General features: G+C 57.1%; 8 protein-coding genes and 1 pseudogene. 3 read left to right on the top strand and 6 right to left on the bottom strand.

Going from position 1 to position 16,271, the window contains the following annotated elements:
• Positions 1-267 precede the first annotated feature (267 nt).
• From gad to HV796_RS43945, 6 genes and pseudogenes are all read right to left on the bottom strand, one after another.
• Positions 268-1,647 (bottom strand): glutamate decarboxylase, encoded by a 1,380-nt coding sequence (gene gad / locus HV796_RS00655; protein ID WP_175224147.1) that lies wholly within the window; start codon positions 1,645-1,647, stop codon positions 268-270.
• 143 nt (positions 1,648-1,790) lie between these two features.
• Positions 1,791-3,482, bottom strand: coding sequence for an aspartate-alanine antiporter (gene aspT / locus HV796_RS00650; RefSeq protein ID WP_175224145.1), 1,692 nt, complete (start codon positions 3,480-3,482; stop codon positions 1,791-1,793).
• A gap of 1,343 nt (positions 3,483-4,825) precedes the next feature.
• Positions 4,826-5,410, bottom strand: coding sequence for a BPSL1445 family SYLF domain-containing lipoprotein (locus HV796_RS00645; RefSeq protein WP_175224144.1), 585 nt, complete (start codon positions 5,408-5,410; stop codon positions 4,826-4,828).
• A 101-nt stretch (positions 5,411-5,511) separates the two neighbouring features.
• Positions 5,512-6,099 carry a hypothetical protein gene (locus HV796_RS00640; RefSeq protein WP_377695609.1) on the bottom strand — a complete coding sequence of 196 codons (588 nt, stop codon included), beginning with the start codon at positions 6,097-6,099 and terminating at the stop codon, positions 5,512-5,514.
• Positions 6,100-6,614: 515 nt separating this feature from the next.
• Positions 6,615-7,781 (bottom strand): annotated as a pseudogene (locus HV796_RS43950) (GGDEF domain-containing protein).
• 452 nt (positions 7,782-8,233) lie between these two features.
• Positions 8,234-8,473: a hypothetical protein gene (locus tag HV796_RS43945; protein WP_246355621.1), complete on the bottom strand. Its 240-nt coding sequence runs from the start codon at positions 8,471-8,473 to the stop codon at positions 8,234-8,236.
• Positions 8,474-10,291: 1,818 nt separating this feature from the next.
• On the opposite strand from HV796_RS43945, the gene HV796_RS00630 reads away from it, so the two are divergent.
• The 3 genes from HV796_RS00630 to HV796_RS00620 all read left to right on the top strand — a co-directional run bounded on the left by HV796_RS00630 (position 10,292) and on the right by HV796_RS00620 (position 16,269).
• Entirely contained in the window at positions 10,292-10,639 is a 348-nt protein-coding gene (locus HV796_RS00630) for a hypothetical protein (RefSeq protein WP_175224143.1), read from the top strand.
• A gap of 21 nt (positions 10,640-10,660) precedes the next feature.
• Positions 10,661-14,026 (top strand): beta strand repeat-containing protein, encoded by a 3,366-nt coding sequence (locus HV796_RS00625; RefSeq protein ID WP_175224141.1) that lies wholly within the window; start codon positions 10,661-10,663, stop codon positions 14,024-14,026.
• 92 nt (positions 14,027-14,118) lie between these two features.
• Positions 14,119-16,269, top strand: coding sequence for a type I secretion system permease/ATPase (locus HV796_RS00620; RefSeq protein ID WP_281369737.1), 2,151 nt, complete (start codon positions 14,119-14,121; stop codon positions 16,267-16,269).
• Positions 16,270-16,271: the final 2 nt, after the last annotated feature.

The raw sequence follows: 16,271 nt of genomic DNA, 5'->3' as shown, positions 1-16,271 counted from the left end.
CGGCGATCGAGGCATACCGCGTTCTCTGGTTGACAGGGTTCAAGGCCGGCGGCGTCGGCCTCGTTCTCAACCACGATTCGCGGAACATCGTCGACGCGCCGAAGTATGGGTAGTACTTCAACCTGGACAAGATCGCCTATCGTCAGGCCCTTGAAGGCAGCAGCAATTTCAGCGTGTACCGAGCCGACTACAGGCCGTTCCGGAGCCACGGCGACGGCAATGTGTTTGCAACGCGACGGCGCGCCCTCGATGCGTTCACATCGCTCTCTAGCACTTCGCCGCCGTACTCTTCGCGTCGGAGTGTCCGTGCAGTTCAGGCGCCGTCGCGCTGCCGCCGTGCTCGTCGAGATACTTGCACGCGCTGACGATATCGCGTGCGAGGATCATCGCCACGTTGTGGTTGATGTGCGGCCGCACCACCACCCGCAGACTCCTGACCTCCTGCGCATCGGGCGGCATCGAATACGCCGAGAGCACCCAGCCCTTTTCGCGCACCTTGTTCGATACGTCGAACTCGTTGAACTTCTTGACCTTCGGATCTAGCGTGACCGCAACCACCGGTATGCGCTGCGTCTCGTTCATAATCGTGAAGTAGCCGCTCTTCACGAGTTCGTCGCGCAGGGCCACGGCGTTCGCGAGCGTGTGCGTCATCCCGCGCTTGTAGCCGTCGAAACCAAGGCGCAGGAACTGGTAATACTGGACGGCGATCGGCGCGGCGTTGCGGCTGAAGTTGAGCGTCGCCGTCGGCATTTCGCCGCCGAGGTAGTTCACATAGAAGATCAGATCCTCGTTGAACACCTTGCGCTCGCGGAACACGACCCAGCCGAGCCCCGGCGGCGTGAGCCCGAACTTGTGCCCCGACGCGTTGATCGACTGCACGCGCGGTAGCCGGAAGTCCCACTTGTAGTCGGGGTAGAGGAACGGGTTCACGAAGCCGCCCGATGCGCCGTCGATATGCATCGGAATCGAGATGCCGGTCTTCTTTTCGTAGGCGTCGAGCCAGTCGTGGATTTCCTGGATGTCGTCGTCTTCGCCTGTGAAGGTCTGCCCGGCGATTGCCACCACGGCGATCGTGTTCTCGTCGACGTACTGCTCGAGACGCTCCGCAGTGAGGCGGTAGTTGCCCGGCTTGAGCGGCACGATGCGCGGCTCGACGTCGAAATAGCGCAGGAACTTCTTCCATACGACCTGCACGTTGCCACCCGTCACCATGTTCGGCCGGGTCGCGTCCTTGCCCGCCTTCTCGCGCGCCTGCCGCCAGTTCCACTTGTGCGCGAGCCCGGCGAGCATGCAGGCTTCCGACGAGCCGATTGTGGCCGTGCCATACGGCTCGACCCCTTTCGGGCCATTCCACAACTGATGCAGCCACTTGACCATGCGCGTTTCCATCGCGAACGCCTGCGGATACATGTCATGGTCGATGTAGTTCTTGTACATGTTGCGCTTGGCGACCTCGACCGCTTCCGGCTCCGCAAAGGTCGTCACGAACGACGACATGTTGAGCATCGGATTGGCGTCGGTCCATTCTTCGCTGACGACCAGCGCCGCGGCTGCGCGGGCCGAAATGCCGGACTTCGGAAACTCGTTCTCCGGAACCGCGAAGTTGAATTCGTCGTAGGGCGTGACTTTCTCGACAGGTATGGCCATTGCCTTTCTCCTGAGCATGCGGGTGGGACGAGGGAAGCTGGCTAGAGCGCCCTGGTCTTGTCGAGCTTCTTGCCGGATTCGGCGTTATACCGCTCGACATATTGAATCGCGTAAAGGGAAGCCGGACATGCGGACCGGGTAGGTCAGGTCATGAGCATCACCATGACCATGCCCCAGATCGTGAGCAATGTGTTGCCGACTGCATAGGTGACCGTGTAGCCGAGACCCGGCACCTGGCTCTTCGCCGCGTCGCAGATCATGCCGAGCGCGGCCGTGGTCGTGCGCGCGCCGGCACAGATGCCGAGCAGGATCGCGGGATGAAACCTGAAGATGTACTTTGCGACAAACATGCCGACGATGAGCGGCACGGAGGTCGCGACGATACCCCATAGAAACAGGCTCACACCCAGTTGCTGGAGGCCTCTCACGAACCCTGGCCCCGCCGTGAGCCCGACGACCGCGATGAACACGTTCAGACCGACCGAGTTCATGAACCAGATGGTCGGCTCCGGGATACGTCCGAAAGTTGGATGAATCGCACGGAACCAGCCGAACACGATGCCCGCGATCAGCGCGCCGCCCGCCGTCGACAAGGTGATCGGGATGCCCGCCGCCTTGATGACCACGGCGCCCACCAGCGCGCCGAGCGTGATGGCGAGGCTCGCGAACGCGATATCGGCCGTGTTGCTCGGCCGGTCGAGCACGCCGATCGACTTCGCGGCGGCGGCGGTGTCCTGCGTGCGGCCGACGAGCGTCAATGTGTCGCCGCGATACAGCTTCGTGCTCGGCAGAACCGGAATCTGAGTTTCCGTCGCGCCGCGCTTGATCTTGCGCAGAAACACGCCGCGCGCCGCCGGCAAGCCCGCGAGTTCCTGCAGCGTCTTTCCGTTGACGTCCTTGCTCGTCACGAAGACGTCGACGCCTTCCACCGGCACCGCCAGCAGATCCGCATCTTCCACCTCGAGGCCTTTCGGTCCGAGCAGCTCGACGAGGTGCTCGCGGCGTCCCGCAACGGCGAGCACGTCGCCTGCCTTGACCACGTCCTCGAGTTTTGCATCCTGCACCGTGCCCCCGCGCCTGATGCGCTCGACAAAAAGCCGCGTGCCGCTCAGTGCCGTCGACTCGGCCTGCCCTACCGTGCGACCGACGATCGGGGCGCCTTCCGGGATCCGATACGCGCGCAACTCGTAACGATGCCAGGCTTGCCCGGCGCCACCCAGGTCCGCCGCGCCGCCGAGCGTCGCTTCATATTCCTTGCAGGCTGCGACGAGGTCGATGCCGAGCAGCTTTGGCCCGATCATCGCGAGAATGATGGCCGAGCCGATCGTGCCGAAGATGTAGGTGACCGCGTAGGCGGTGGGCATCGCGTCGAGCAGCGTCTTCGTCTCGCTGGCGGGGAGGCCCAGGCGGTTCATGGCGTCGGTGGCGAGGCCCATCGATGCGGAGATGGTCTGCGAGCCGGCGAAGAGGCCGGCCGCGGAACCCACGTCATAGCCCGCGATCTTTGCCGCCGCCAGCGGCACCGCGAGACACAGCACGCATTGCACGACAGAAAACAGCGCCTGAGGCAGTCCGTCCTTTGCGATGCCACGAACGAATTGCGGGCCGACCCCATAGCCCACGGCGAACAGGAACATCAGGAAGAAAACAGACTTCACGTTCGACGAGATCGTGATGCCGAGCTGCCCGATCGCGATGGCGGCGAGCAGCGTGGCCGTCACCGCGCCGAGGCTGAATCCCTTATAACTTTTTCCTCCGACCCAATACCCGATTCCCAGCGAAAGAAAGACTGCGATCTCCGGATAGCTTCGTAGTGTTGCTGTAAGCCATGACATACGCACCCCTTTTAGGTGATCCCACGACGAGAGGACATTTTTACGAGCGCTTTTGAAACTGACTTTGGCACTACTGGGACAGGACCGGTCCGTTCTGGTCGCGAAGCTGTGCGAATACGGGTGCGATCGAACCCGCCGTCACGCCGATAAATCGAAACGTCACCGCCCCCGCCGCACTCCTTGCGCACGGTGGGCGCCCAGGTCTGCGTCTGACCTTTTGCGGTCGCCACCAGCGTTGCCTTGCGGCTGGTCTGCGGACCGCTTCTACGTGTCGTGCGGGTGACCGAGCGGGTGATCGAGACCGGGTTACCGATTCCCGTATCGCTTAAAGGCAGCGACTCTGCATCTTTCTTCGAATTGAATGCGGTCGGCGTGTGTCCAACGTCCGAACCCAGCGGCGTACGCCTGCTCCCCGCGCATACGATGAACGTGAGACGGCCATGAAGAAACGTCCGCTAACGCTTAAGCAAACCACGCCAAAGCATGTCGACGTCGATCCGGCCAACGCCTGGCACCGCTATGGGACATAGTAGGATTGGGCGTCCGGCAGAAGCAATTGGACCAAGGTCCCATTCCACGCAAGCCAGCTCGCGAGCACGCTGAACGCGATGGCGGTAACAGGACGTGAATTACCTGAGTCAAGACGCATCGTAACGTCGGCACGAACGACATTACCCTGCAACGGTTTAATCACGACTGCATCGGTTTGGTAGCGAAGCGGTTATCAAACCTTTCCGATAGGCCGGTCGAGTCATAGAGTGGTATTGCCCCGTTTAACCCGTCGAATGCCATGCTCCCTTAGCAGGTCGAGGGGTGCTCTCATCAGGGAGGGGTTGAACCAGCACACATAGATGGATGCACGGGACTCGCCACCACTTCAATCCGGATATCGCTCGAACCTGATGAACATCTCGCACTTCTGCATCAACCGGACCGATCGTTCGATACACTCCGCCAGCATCTCGCGGTCGATACCGGGAGTCACCATGCGACATCTTCTGATTGTCGCCCTATGGATCCCCTCAAGCGCATGCTTTGCTGCGTCGAATTGCGATCAGGTAAAAAACAATTGTGTGGAGTCCTATAAAGGCAATGTCAAGGCATGCGGCGATTCCGCGGATCGGCGTGCGGGTATTTGTCGGGCAGCGGCATATAACAAATACATCGAGTGCCTCAGGGCTGGCGGCTGCGACGAATAGGGGCTCATGCACCGCACGAAAGCGACAGCGCCCGGGCGACACCACTGAAAGAGACGATCGGGTGAGGAGCTTTCAGCGAACCATGCCTGGCGACTCAAGGTACCCGAACGAAGCGCGACCCCATCAACGAGACCGCCGCTGCGCTCAAATGTTCAGCCGCGAGACCTTGGTTCCCGACAGCGAGACGTCTCCCATCAAGCCGGCGTTGGTCAGCACGATCGCATTCACCGGCGCGGTTGCCGTTGTCGTATCAAGTGCACCGTTCGCGCCGACCTTCAACAACGCGACCGATCCTTCTCCCCCGGCCGACCAGCCTTTGGAATGACGAAAGCTGTTGAGCGCATCCTGCGTCATGAACAGGAAGATGACCGCTTTCGATTGAGCACCTGCCTGCAAGCCGAATGACCCTGATACCGTGCTGTAATAACCGACGGACTTCCCGCCGACACGCAATGCGCCCTCGCCGTACTCGCCGCCAGCGACGAAGCCAACTTTGATCACCGATGGAAACACGAGCACGCCGTTCGCCTTGGAGACCAGTTCCCTGGAACCCTCGACGTTCGCGTACAGCTTCGACAAGGTCGCTTGCACCTTGGCATCGATCTCGCTGCGCTTCGACGCATTGGACTCGTTGGCAGCAGCAACGCTAATCGCACCGGGTGAAGCGATGAGCACAAGACCGGCGGCAAGCCCAGCAGCGCCGGTCTGTAGAAAGCGTCTTCTTTGCATTATGACCTCCGTCGTGATTCGAGACCTGACCTGCAGCGCCGCTCTCGCGGGTCGCCGGCGTACCGAGGGGGATTCATGCGTCAGAGATAGTCCCCGCTAGCCTACTGGTTGGCGCCAGGCTGTACGGATATGGCGATCGCCTCCGTGTATACGACCTTCACCTGATCGCCCTTCCGGATGTTTTTCATCTGTTCCGGATCCTCCACGATCACGTCCACCGTATTACCTTTAGGCCCCTTCAACGTGACGGATTTCGCTTTTGCATTGACGGAGACGACATCTGCGATCACCGTCACCTCATGCCCAACGGTGCCACCAGGCTTCGCGCCAGGTGCTGTCCGCTCCTCTATCAGCCGCTGCGTCTCGGAACGCGGGCCGCTCGTTTTCTCGAGACTAAGCGAGATCGCTCTCTTGTATTCAGTTGTGACGATATCACCAACCTTTAGTTGGTCCAGATTGCGTGCCTCCTCGCCGACCTCAACTTCGAACACCTTACCTTTCCCATCCTTCAGTGTTACGGTCCGGGTATCTCGCTCAATGGCCACGACCGTCGCCGTTACAGTGGCCGTTGCCGCTACCGTCGCCTGACCCGGTGCTTTTGTGACATCCACAGAGGTTTGTGGCTGAGCATACGCCAGCTGTGCCGCCATGGTGACGGCCACCGTGAACAGCAATTTTCCAAGCATCATCCTTGCGCTCCTGAGATAAGTCGTCCGCAGTCCGTCCGTGAGCACTGCCACTCCCTGAATCCTGCTGCCGGCGCACTCGACTTCAGGCTACTCGCTGCGTTGCGCAGGCGATATTGGACCTTGGTCCAATCGGCCGTGCGGCATTGATAGCAGCGTGCTCGGCGCCCCATACGCCGATCGTAGCTGCGTGAGATGCGTTCCTGCGGCACCAGAAATCGCCGCACGCACACACAACCGCTTTCGTTCGAGGAAGCGGCATCTGTGTGGATGATGTACATGACTGCGTATCCTGATCGCCGAGGAACTCTCGGCGTCCGATACCGCATCGCTGGATCGCAGCAAAAGGCGCACGGAAAAGATCCGCGCGGCGCTTGGTGGCGCGGCGAACATCAGGAAGCTGGATGCGCTTGCGGCCGAGTCATTGCTTGCGTATTGTGAGTGGCAGATCGATGGTTCTAACCATAAATCTCGCCAGCAAGTTGTCTCACGAATCAACCCATGCATTGCGGCCACACCTATTCGGTTTCCTGGGGTGCGGGAGCTTCAGGCACGAAGATCTGGACACGGTTTCTGCCGGCGCCCTTCGCACTGAATAGCGCGGCGTCGGCGCGCTCTTGCGCGGGCACCAGACCGGCTTCGCTCTCGCTGTAGATGGCGATGCCGATACTGACAGTCTGCGAGATCGTTTGCCCGGACTCCAGAACGACCGGCGTATTCTGGAGAGTAGTGCGGATACGTTCGGCGACCACACGTGCCTGTTCCAATGAGGTGTCCAGCAGGATCGCAGCGAATTCTTCCCCACCAAGCCGTGCGGCAAGATCGGTTTCCCGCAATGCGCCTTCGAATATCCGTGCGACGACCTGCAGAACGCGATCGCCGGCGGCATGGCCCTAGGTGTCGTTGACGCGTTTGAACAAATCCAGATCGAGCGCAAGAACCGACAGAGGATTGTGTCGCTGCCGGGCATGTTCGACCGCTATTTGCGCTGCCCTCTCGAAGTAGCGTCGGTTAGCGAGCCCCGTGAGTGCGTCGAAGTCCGCCTCGGCGCGCAACTGCTTGAGCAACTGCTGCTGATGGGTGACATCGACCAACATAACCAGCAGCGGCCCGGATGTCGCTGCCTTCCCTATCAACTCAAGCCGCGCGCATTCCACCAGCATGTACCGCGTTCCATCAAGCGTAAGCATGGGAATGGCGTCTTCCGAACGGATCTTGCGCGCCTCCGACCAGTTCGCGGCATCGACAAAGAGTCGGGGAAACGACTGTCCCGCGCCGGCTACGGCGCCGAATACCGCGAGTAGCGCTTCGTTGGCCAACAGGATTTTTTCCGTGACGTGGTCCAATACGGCAATTGGCGTGGGCACGTTTTCTACGATGGTCGACACCGTGCTCGCGAAGCCGAGGACCCGGTCATGCAGTTCGCGCTCGCGGCGGATCAGCCACATGCCACCTACCAGCATCACCACCACGACCGCAGCCGCGCCGACGTTGATGTAAAGGCTACGCCAGAGGCTTGTCCGGTAACCGCTAACCGCATTGCCGACCGTCAGCTTCCAGTAGTCGGGCGTCAGTCCCGTTGCGATCTTGCGGGTGGATACCAGACGGTCGACGCCGTCGATCCGCGAGCGTACATATTGGGTTGTGGCCGTCGGCCCCGTACGCGCCACACCCTCATCGGCCATGACCTGACCAACGGAAAGCTGTTGGGGCATATGACTGCGCATGACAACGCGATTCCCGCTGTCCCTCAGGAGCACAGCGGTATCGGGTGCCAGCTCCACGCCCTCGAGCAGAAGGCGTTCGAAGGTAACGACCATGATAATGATCGCGTCGAATTGTGCTGCCCGATTCCGGTGTCCCTTCGCGACCACAAGCGCGCCCCGCTGTCCCCACGGGACGGGTTGCATCAGAGTGATGGAAGGGTTCGCGCGAACCTCGGCGATAAACTCGCCAAGCGGTGGCACTTCATTGATGATTGCTGGGCGGGAACTGGCGAGCAAATGCCCATCCGACGGATCGAAATCGAACACCCCGACTAATGTGCGCCTTAAAGGATTCTCAAACGCATCGATCAGGCTGGCAAGTGTGGTGTCCGTCAGCGTGCCGGCCTCGAGTAGCCTCTCCATTGCGAACGTCATCGCATTGACGTCACGAAGCTGGTCCGCAACACGTCCGCAATCAGTGCAGTCTGCACATCCAGCCGCCGGGCGGCCAGTTCATCGCCCGCACGAAAGTCATGCCACGACTGCCACGCGTTCATCAGGATATTGACAGCCACGAGCAGGGCCAGGACGGGTAACGCCCGCCGAAGCAGTGACTTGTCGGGAACTCGATCGATCGACCAGTTCACGGCTGCGCTGATTGAACGCTTCATGATTCCCGCCAGTCCGCCTGGATCCTGCCGTTTATCATAGGAAAACGGCGACCGTTACGCCATGCGTTCCGGAAACGACGCTCTGCGTTAGCGGGTGGCCGAAGAGTTCGTTGCCGATGTCGGCGAACAGGAACGGTGCACCTGGTGTCGAACCGCCAGCTTGGGTCAGCACCGAGACCACATCCTCTGCTCATGGGCGTCGCCCGGCTTCAATGGCAAGTGCTTCACGGCTGAAGGTATCTGCTGGAGATACGGACCATCACTACAAGGTGCATGTCGACTTCTGCCGCTCGGGCAAGCCTACGGATATCGTCCGCGTTTCATCGCCATACTCCGTTTACGTTGGCGAGGATTGTTCCGAAGCACCAAGACTCATTTCTGTCCAGGGCAGCATCGTGCTAAGGCTTACCAATGGACGGGCGATGCGTCAGTCGCGTAGCGTTAAGAGTCATTCGATGCCTGCCCTCGTTCACATGGTGGTGAGCGTGCGGCGACACGTGCGGGCAGGCGTCAAATAATAAGCGCTAACGATCGCAGTCCAATGCAATCTACATGTACGGCTTGCGCTTCGCAAAATCACGACCGCCGGCACGCGACCCGAAGGGGACTTCTGACGTTCGCGTTACGACGTCCGTTCGTATTCCGGTTTCGGTCATTCAAGTCTCTGCAGGAGTGACAGGCATTGATGCTCGAAAATGTCGGGTCTCACCGACAGTGCTGAGCCTTAACGTCAAGACAGCACTTGCGGCAGTAGATGCAAATATCGCTAGTCTTGTCTTTTTGCATGCCACTTGGCGACACCAATGCAAACGCTAACGGCACCCTCGATTGCAAGGCCGATCGCCAAATGCAGGTCGGAGCTAAGGAGTTGCGCGAATCGAACCGGGTCTACGGCGCGGAGTGCAGCGCTGTACCTCAACTTAATGACGCCGGTAGCTAATTCGATCTGCCTGTTAGCAGCAAAGTAACCGGCTAGAACCAGCGCGCCAAGTTCGCAGCTGATCCAGATCGTGCGCACAGACGCGAGCGCATCCACCCTGGTGTAAACAGATCCATCACCTCGCCTGATAAAGGTGACTTCGTTATCGCCGTCCTTTACCGAAAACTGAGGTCCGCGATTTTTGTTCAAGTTTGGTAAGCGTATGCTTTCGCTCTATTAGCCGATGTGACTCCGCTAGAAAATCGACTCGCATTTTTTGAGCGTCTTAGACGAACGCGCAGCCGCGACATAGGTTTGCTTTCCTAATATAACGGGAACACAAACAGGCGCTCAGCCCATGATCTTGGCACCGGCTTTGATCCTACTAAACGAGATAGGTTGACAAGGTCAAAAGCTGACGTTCTTCGATTATCTACATTTCAGTTTGCCTTCATCAAAATGGATGGTGTCGGAACAGAAGTCACTGTCGACATTTGCGACGACCCGTGCGTAAGGTGATATTAAAACCGATTTGGTTTGGTAAACGACCTGTATGTGATTTGAATATTGAAAGCAAATTGTCTGGTTGTCTGAATAAACCACATAATCCATTTTGCTTCTCTCTAAGACACTCACGTTTACCCTTGGTGATTTTCTCTCGGATATTTTCCTAATATGACTTGCGAATCATGTTGAGAAATAAGTCGACGATCTATGCGTGGTCAATACTAGAACTATGATGCACTCGCTCTGCCGCATTTCAGTTTCGATGTTGCTGAGCGCTCGATTTGTATGGTGAGCCAACGTGTTCAATCAAAGTTGTTAGTTGATTCGATAATTTGGTCGTATTCCAAGAAAAATCTTGAATTGAACGAATCTAACTTTCGGCGAGAACACAGATGAAAGCTGAAACCTGGATCGCGATGTCCATAAAGAAAAAATTTGTTCTGTCTTTATTGTTGACTGCTGTAATGCTCGCGGGCATTTTTTTTGGCGGTTGCAGCAATCTTCCTATTCATATTGAATTGTCTGATTCGATAAAAACATTTGTGGCAGTAACTTACCCGTTTTTGGTGGCCGCGTCATTCCTGACAACATTATTTTTGTATTTCTCAGTCTTCAAGAAAATATCGAGAACAGGCCCCATCACAATATCAGCCAAAAATCTCTATATCTTCCTCATTGGACTCGTCGCGTATTTGTTTGCGCTGGCCGTATTGGCGAGCAAGTTTTGCCAGAGCTGGTAACTAAACTTCAGAGAGGGAAACATGCAACCCATTTCTAGTCTTAGTGTTGGCAACTACGTGATCTCCGGACTGGACGACATTCCCGCTCTGCAGGACGCGTGGCAAACGTACCTAAATAATCAAACCGATGCCGGCAAGATCGCTTATAACGCTGCAGTCGCCAACACTGCTGCGGCGCTGACGAGCGAAATCGTGGGAGAGGGCGCTGCTTACGCGGGAAACGCACTAATTGCTAATATGGTCAATCTGTTGACGAACCGCAGCACCATGTCGCTCACACAGATAGCAAGCGCTGACACCAGTATTCTTGGGGATCTTGCAACGATGATCGGTCAGGGCATCACAATAGCGGGTCTCGCCGAAAATACAGTGACTCCATTCATCGGCGGCCCGACATTTACGCTTGGCCAGGCAGTCAATGCTGCTGGCTTTATTCTGTCAGCTATTGGTGCAGGATTGGACGCCGGTACGATTAAGTCGGTCATCCAGCAGGACCTGCAGCAAATGGGCCTTACCCCGAACGCGAACGGTATTTATACTGCCGTACCGAATGGTCTCAGTAATTCCAATTTTGTGTGTGACGCAAGTAATTTTGCGACAATGTGGGATATAGTTCAAGAAAACAATACTGACCAGATCTCGGCCACGCCCTCCTCAGATCCAAATAGCGTAGCAACGGTGATCGTTAATGGAGAGGGTTCTGATATCATTCTATCCCCGGGTACACCGGGGAACGATTTGACTCTTGAAGTCAATGGCGACGAAAATGATATTTCGGGAGTAAATTCGCAGAGTCTTTCCGGAGACGAAATAAATTTGAGCGGCAACAACAACTCCGCGAACGTCTCAAACTCTAATGTCTCTTTGAGCAGTGGCTCCAGCGCTACGCTCACCGGAACTGGGAACGATATCAAAGCAGGTCCCGGGTCATCAGTAACGCTCAATCCATCTGATTCTAATACTGTCAGCGACAGCGCGAGTGGAGCGTCTGTAGTGGTGGCCAACGGGAGCATCAGTGCATCCGGGAATCCGAATCCTATGTCGGGAAATACCTCTGATGTCATATCTGTCGACTCGGATGGTTCAGAAAACGTTCGCACATACAACTCAAGTGGTTTCGAAACTTCCAACATGCAGATCAACTCTGCGGGTCAGGAAGCGGATGTTCAGAATTTCGCATGTACCGCGTCGAACAATTATGAAACCAGTCAGATCAACTATGACGTTTCGAACGGTGCCGAAACATCAGACGTGCAGCTCAATGCCTCCGGCCAGGAAATCAGCGAACAGGACTTCATCGGTACTTCCACCAACAATTACGAGACAGATCAATTTAATTTCAACACGTCGACGAACATGGAGACCTCCGACGAGCAGTTCGATGCATCGGGACATGAAATTGAGCTTCAAACGTACGCCGGCACGACCGGGTTTGATCCGCAAACGGGGCTGATTACCTATGACCCCTCGAACGGAGCGGAAACCTCGTCCGGGCAATTCAATTCCTCCGGCCAGGAGACTGGTGAGGAGCTTTTCGTCGGCACCGTCACAAACAATTACGAAACCGACCTGATCACCTACAGCACCTCAACCGGCATGGAAACGTCCGATGAGCAGTTCAATTCGTCTGGTTGGGAAACTGACATCCAGTACTATCCCGGCACAGTGGGCGCCGACCTGGAGACCAATCAGGTCAATTACAGTACCTCCAACGGTGCCGAAATATCGAACTGGCAGTACAACGCTGCCGGGCAGGAAACTGACGAACAGGATTTCGTCGGTACCACCACAGACGACTACGAGACCAACCAGATCAATTACAACGTCTTGAACAATATGGAAATCTCAAACTGGCAGTTCAACGCGGCAGGGAAGGAGACCGACGAGCAAGACTTCACTGGCACCACCACGAACGACTACGAAACCAACCAGATCAACTACAGCACGTTGAACGGCATGGAGATATCGAACTGGGAATATAACTCTGCGGGCCAGGAAACAGCCGAGCAGGTTTTTATCGGCACGACGGGGAACGACTACGAGACCAACCAGATCAACTACAACGTCTCGAATAACATGGAAACATCGAACATTCTGTTCAACTCTTCCGGACAGGAGACCGAACAGTTGTTCTATGCGGGGACGACGACCAACGATTACGAAACAGAAGATGCGCTGTTTAACCCCGAGGCCAACTATTCCTACGAGATCTACCGGTTCAATTCCGGTGGTGCGGAAACCCAGCAGGACCTGTACAACCAGACAACGGGCCGGGAAACGGATGCGATGTATTTTAATCCGACGACGGAACTGGAAACTGAAGAAGACATATTTAATCCGTCAGCAGGGCCCTACGCCGATGAAATTATTCAGTACAACACAGATGGGTGGGAAGTTGAGGATCAGACCTTCAACGCGAGTACGGGAGCAGTCGAGTCCACTTATCTTTGGGACGGTAGCAACCCGTACGCTTACGAAGAAGAATTCTCCGACGGTGGAGGGTACTTCTACGAGATCGATGACTTTAATCCGGTCACAGGCGCTCTGGTGAGTGGCACGGATTACAACAGTCTGACCGGGGCGGAAACCAACTACTACAACGGCAGTACATGGACGAACTACGCCCCGGGCGATCCCACCAGCACTGACTATACGGACACGGGTGCCGGGTATCTGGACAATTCCGGCTTTCTCGATGACATCTCATTTGACATCGGAGACGACCCGATCATTCTGAATCTGAACGGAGGTACGGTGCAAACCACTTCGCTCAGTAATTCGTCGACGAATTTCGATATTCAGAACAATGGCCAGCCCGTAAGGACTGCATGGGGTACTGCGGGCGAAGGCTATCTCGTCTACGATCCCAACGATCCTGCCGATACAGCGGTCGTCAGCGACGCCGGGCAGCTTGTCAGCGGTTTCACCCAGTTGCAGTCCCTCGCTCAACAGGCCGATGGTACCGCCACGGGCGTACTTGATGCGAGTGACTCGCTGTGGAAAGACCTCAAGGTTTGGGTTGATACGACCGGAACCGGGCAGTTTCAGAGTGGACAACTCGTCAGTCTGGACCAGCTGGGCATCACGTCGATCGATCTGAACGCGCAGCAGATCAATCAAGGCAACAACGGCAACACTGTCGAAGCCGACAGTACTTTTACCTGGGCTAACGGCACGACAGGAGACATTGCCGGCGTCAAGCTTGACTACACGCCTGCCGGCGGAAAGAGCTCAGGCCAGGCGGACGACACAAACTCCGTGATCGATTCGCAGGTCCACCTTGCGACGCAGTCAATGTCGGGATTTGCTCCGACGATAGCAGCATCGAGCGTGCTGGCCGCTCAAGGTGTTGATCCGGAAACCGTGCTCGCGGCCAGCGCACACTGACGCTAGCGGTTTGACCTCTTGCACGATGTTCATGACCGCGTCCCTTGGGAGGCGGTCACTCCGTCTATTACAGAACGAAGCGGCGGTGCGCAGTGAACACAAAAGAAATTCATATCGAGAGAGTGCATGACCGGGATGGCGATGCGGGTGTCAACGCCCTCGTTTTTATCGCGCGACTGCATTCAATCGCCGCTGACGTCGATCAGGTACGGCACTCCGCTGGCGCCCCGTCAGGCCCGCTTGACGAGGTTGCACTTGTTCTCTCGGCGCGGCGTCTCGGCCTGAAGGCGCGTGCCGTCGCTTTCCGTGCCGATCGACTTGCCACCACGCCGATGCCCGCACTGATGTTCGACCGTGAGGGTCACCACTTCGTGGTACTGCGCTGCGATGGTACCAACGCGCTTGTTCTGGAACCGGGGAACCGGGCCCAAGCCGCTCCGATGGTTCACTCTCTTCAGGCGGTTATCGCGCGATCAAACGGACGTATGATGCTGGCCGCTTCCCGTGCCTCGCTCGCCGGAGAACTCGCACACTTCGACTTCTCATGGTTTGTCCCGGCGATCATCAAATACAGACGACTGTTGCTCGAAGTACTTGGTGTATCGCTGCTGATTCAGCTTTTCGGCCTTGTTTCCCCCTTGATGTTTCAGGTCGTGATGGACAAGGTACTCGTCAATCATACCTTCAGTACCCTTAATGTTGTCTGTGTGACGCTGCTTATCGGCTCGACCTTCGAGGTATTGCTGACAGGGTTGCGTACCTATGTTTTGTCGCACACGACGAACCGCATTGATGTTGAGCTGGGTTCCCGGCTGTTTCGCCACCTGTTCACTTTGCCACTCAACTACTTTGCGGTACGGCGCGTCGGCGATACCGTTGCGCGCGTGCGCGAACTCGAAAACATCCGGAGCTTCCTCACGGGCCAGGCGCTTACTGCCGTTCTCGATATTGCATTTTCTCTGGTCTTCATCGGCGTAATGGCCATCTATAGCGTCTGGCTGACGCTCATCGTCATCACTTCGTTGCCTCTCTATGCTGCGGTGTCTTTCGGGCTTGTCCCTGCGCTACGCCAGCGTCTGAACGAAAAGTTCTCGCGAGGGGCTGACAATCAGGCGTTTCTCGTGGAGGCGGTTTCTGGCGTCGAAACCGTCAAGTCCATGGCGGTCGAACCGCAGTTCATCCTCCGCTGGGAATCGCAGCTAGCCGCATATGTCGCGTCCGGATTTCGCGTGACGCAACTCGGCAACGTTGGTCAGCAACTGATTCAGTACGTCGGAAAGCTCGTGACGCTAGCGACTCTTTTTCTGGGTGCGCGATTTGTGATTGACGGAAAGCTGACGGTCGGCGAACTGATTGCGTTCAACATGATGTCGCAGCGGGTCGCTTCACCCGTTCTGCGCCTCGCTCAACTCTGGCAGGACTTCCAGCAGACCGGGATCTCGATGAAGCGGCTCGGGGATATCCTCAACACGCGAACGGAGATTCCGCCCAGCCGACAAGCCATATCTCGAATCATCGGCGATATCCAGTTTGAGAACGTCCGCTTTCGCTATCGCGCGGATGGACCGCCTGTCCTTGATGGCATATCGCTCGAAATCAGCGCGGGACAAGTGGTTGGCATTGTCGGGCGATCCGGATCAGGCAAAAGCACATTGACGAAACTCCTTCAGCGGCTCTACGTGGCTGAGCAGGGCACGATTCGCATCGACGGAATCGATCTCGCTCTGGCAGACCCAGCATGGCTACGTCGTCAGATTGGAGTGGTGCTCCAGGAGAACTACCTGTTTAACCGGTCGATCCGCGAGAATATCGCACTCGTTGATCCGGCTGCGCCGCTCGATGCTGTCATTCGCGCAGCCGAACTGGCAGGCGCGCATGATTTTATTTGTGAGATGCCGGAAGCTTACGACACAATTGTTCGTGAACACGGAGCCAGCCTCTCCGGTGGGCAGCGGCAACGCCTCGCAATCGCGCGGGCGTTGATCACCAACCCCCACATCCTGATTTTTGATGAGGCCACGAGTGCGCTCGACTTCGAAACCGAGCGAATTGTCCAGAACAACATGCGCGCCATCTGCACCGGCCGCACGGTCATCATCATCGCACACCGACTCAATGCAGTTAGACATGCGAATCAGATCTTCGCAATGGACAAGGGCCGGGTCGTAGAACAGGGCGCTCACGACGAGCTGGTCGCGCAAGGCGGCTATTACGCCCATCTTGTCTCGCTACAAAACGGATAGAC

The sequence above is a fragment of the Paraburkholderia humisilvae genome (assembly GCF_902859855.1).
GTDB classification, from domain to species: Bacteria; Pseudomonadota; Gammaproteobacteria; order Burkholderiales; family Burkholderiaceae; genus Paraburkholderia; species Paraburkholderia humisilvae.
This window is presented reverse-complemented; position numbering and strand designations above follow the sequence as displayed.

Excerpts from the sequence above, each read along its gene's own strand:
- HV796_RS00630 (WP_175224143.1), top strand. The coding sequence starts at position 10,292 with ATGAAAGCTGAAACCTGGATCGCGATGTCCATAAAGAAAAAATTTGTT.
- HV796_RS00640 (WP_377695609.1), bottom strand. The coding sequence starts at position 6,099 with ATGATGCTTGGAAAATTGCTGTTCACGGTGGCCGTCACCATGGCGGCA.
- gad (WP_175224147.1), bottom strand. The coding sequence starts at position 1,647 with ATGGCCATACCTGTCGAGAAAGTCACGCCCTACGACGAATTCAACTTC.
- aspT (WP_175224145.1), bottom strand. The coding sequence starts at position 3,482 with ATGTCATGGCTTACAGCAACACTACGAAGCTATCCGGAGATCGCAGTC.
- HV796_RS00645 (WP_175224144.1), bottom strand. The coding sequence starts at position 5,410 with ATGCAAAGAAGACGCTTTCTACAGACCGGCGCTGCTGGGCTTGCCGCC.
- HV796_RS43945 (WP_246355621.1), bottom strand. The coding sequence starts at position 8,473 with ATGAAGCGTTCAATCAGCGCAGCCGTGAACTGGTCGATCGATCGAGTT.
- HV796_RS00625 (WP_175224141.1), top strand. The coding sequence starts at position 10,661 with ATGCAACCCATTTCTAGTCTTAGTGTTGGCAACTACGTGATCTCCGGA.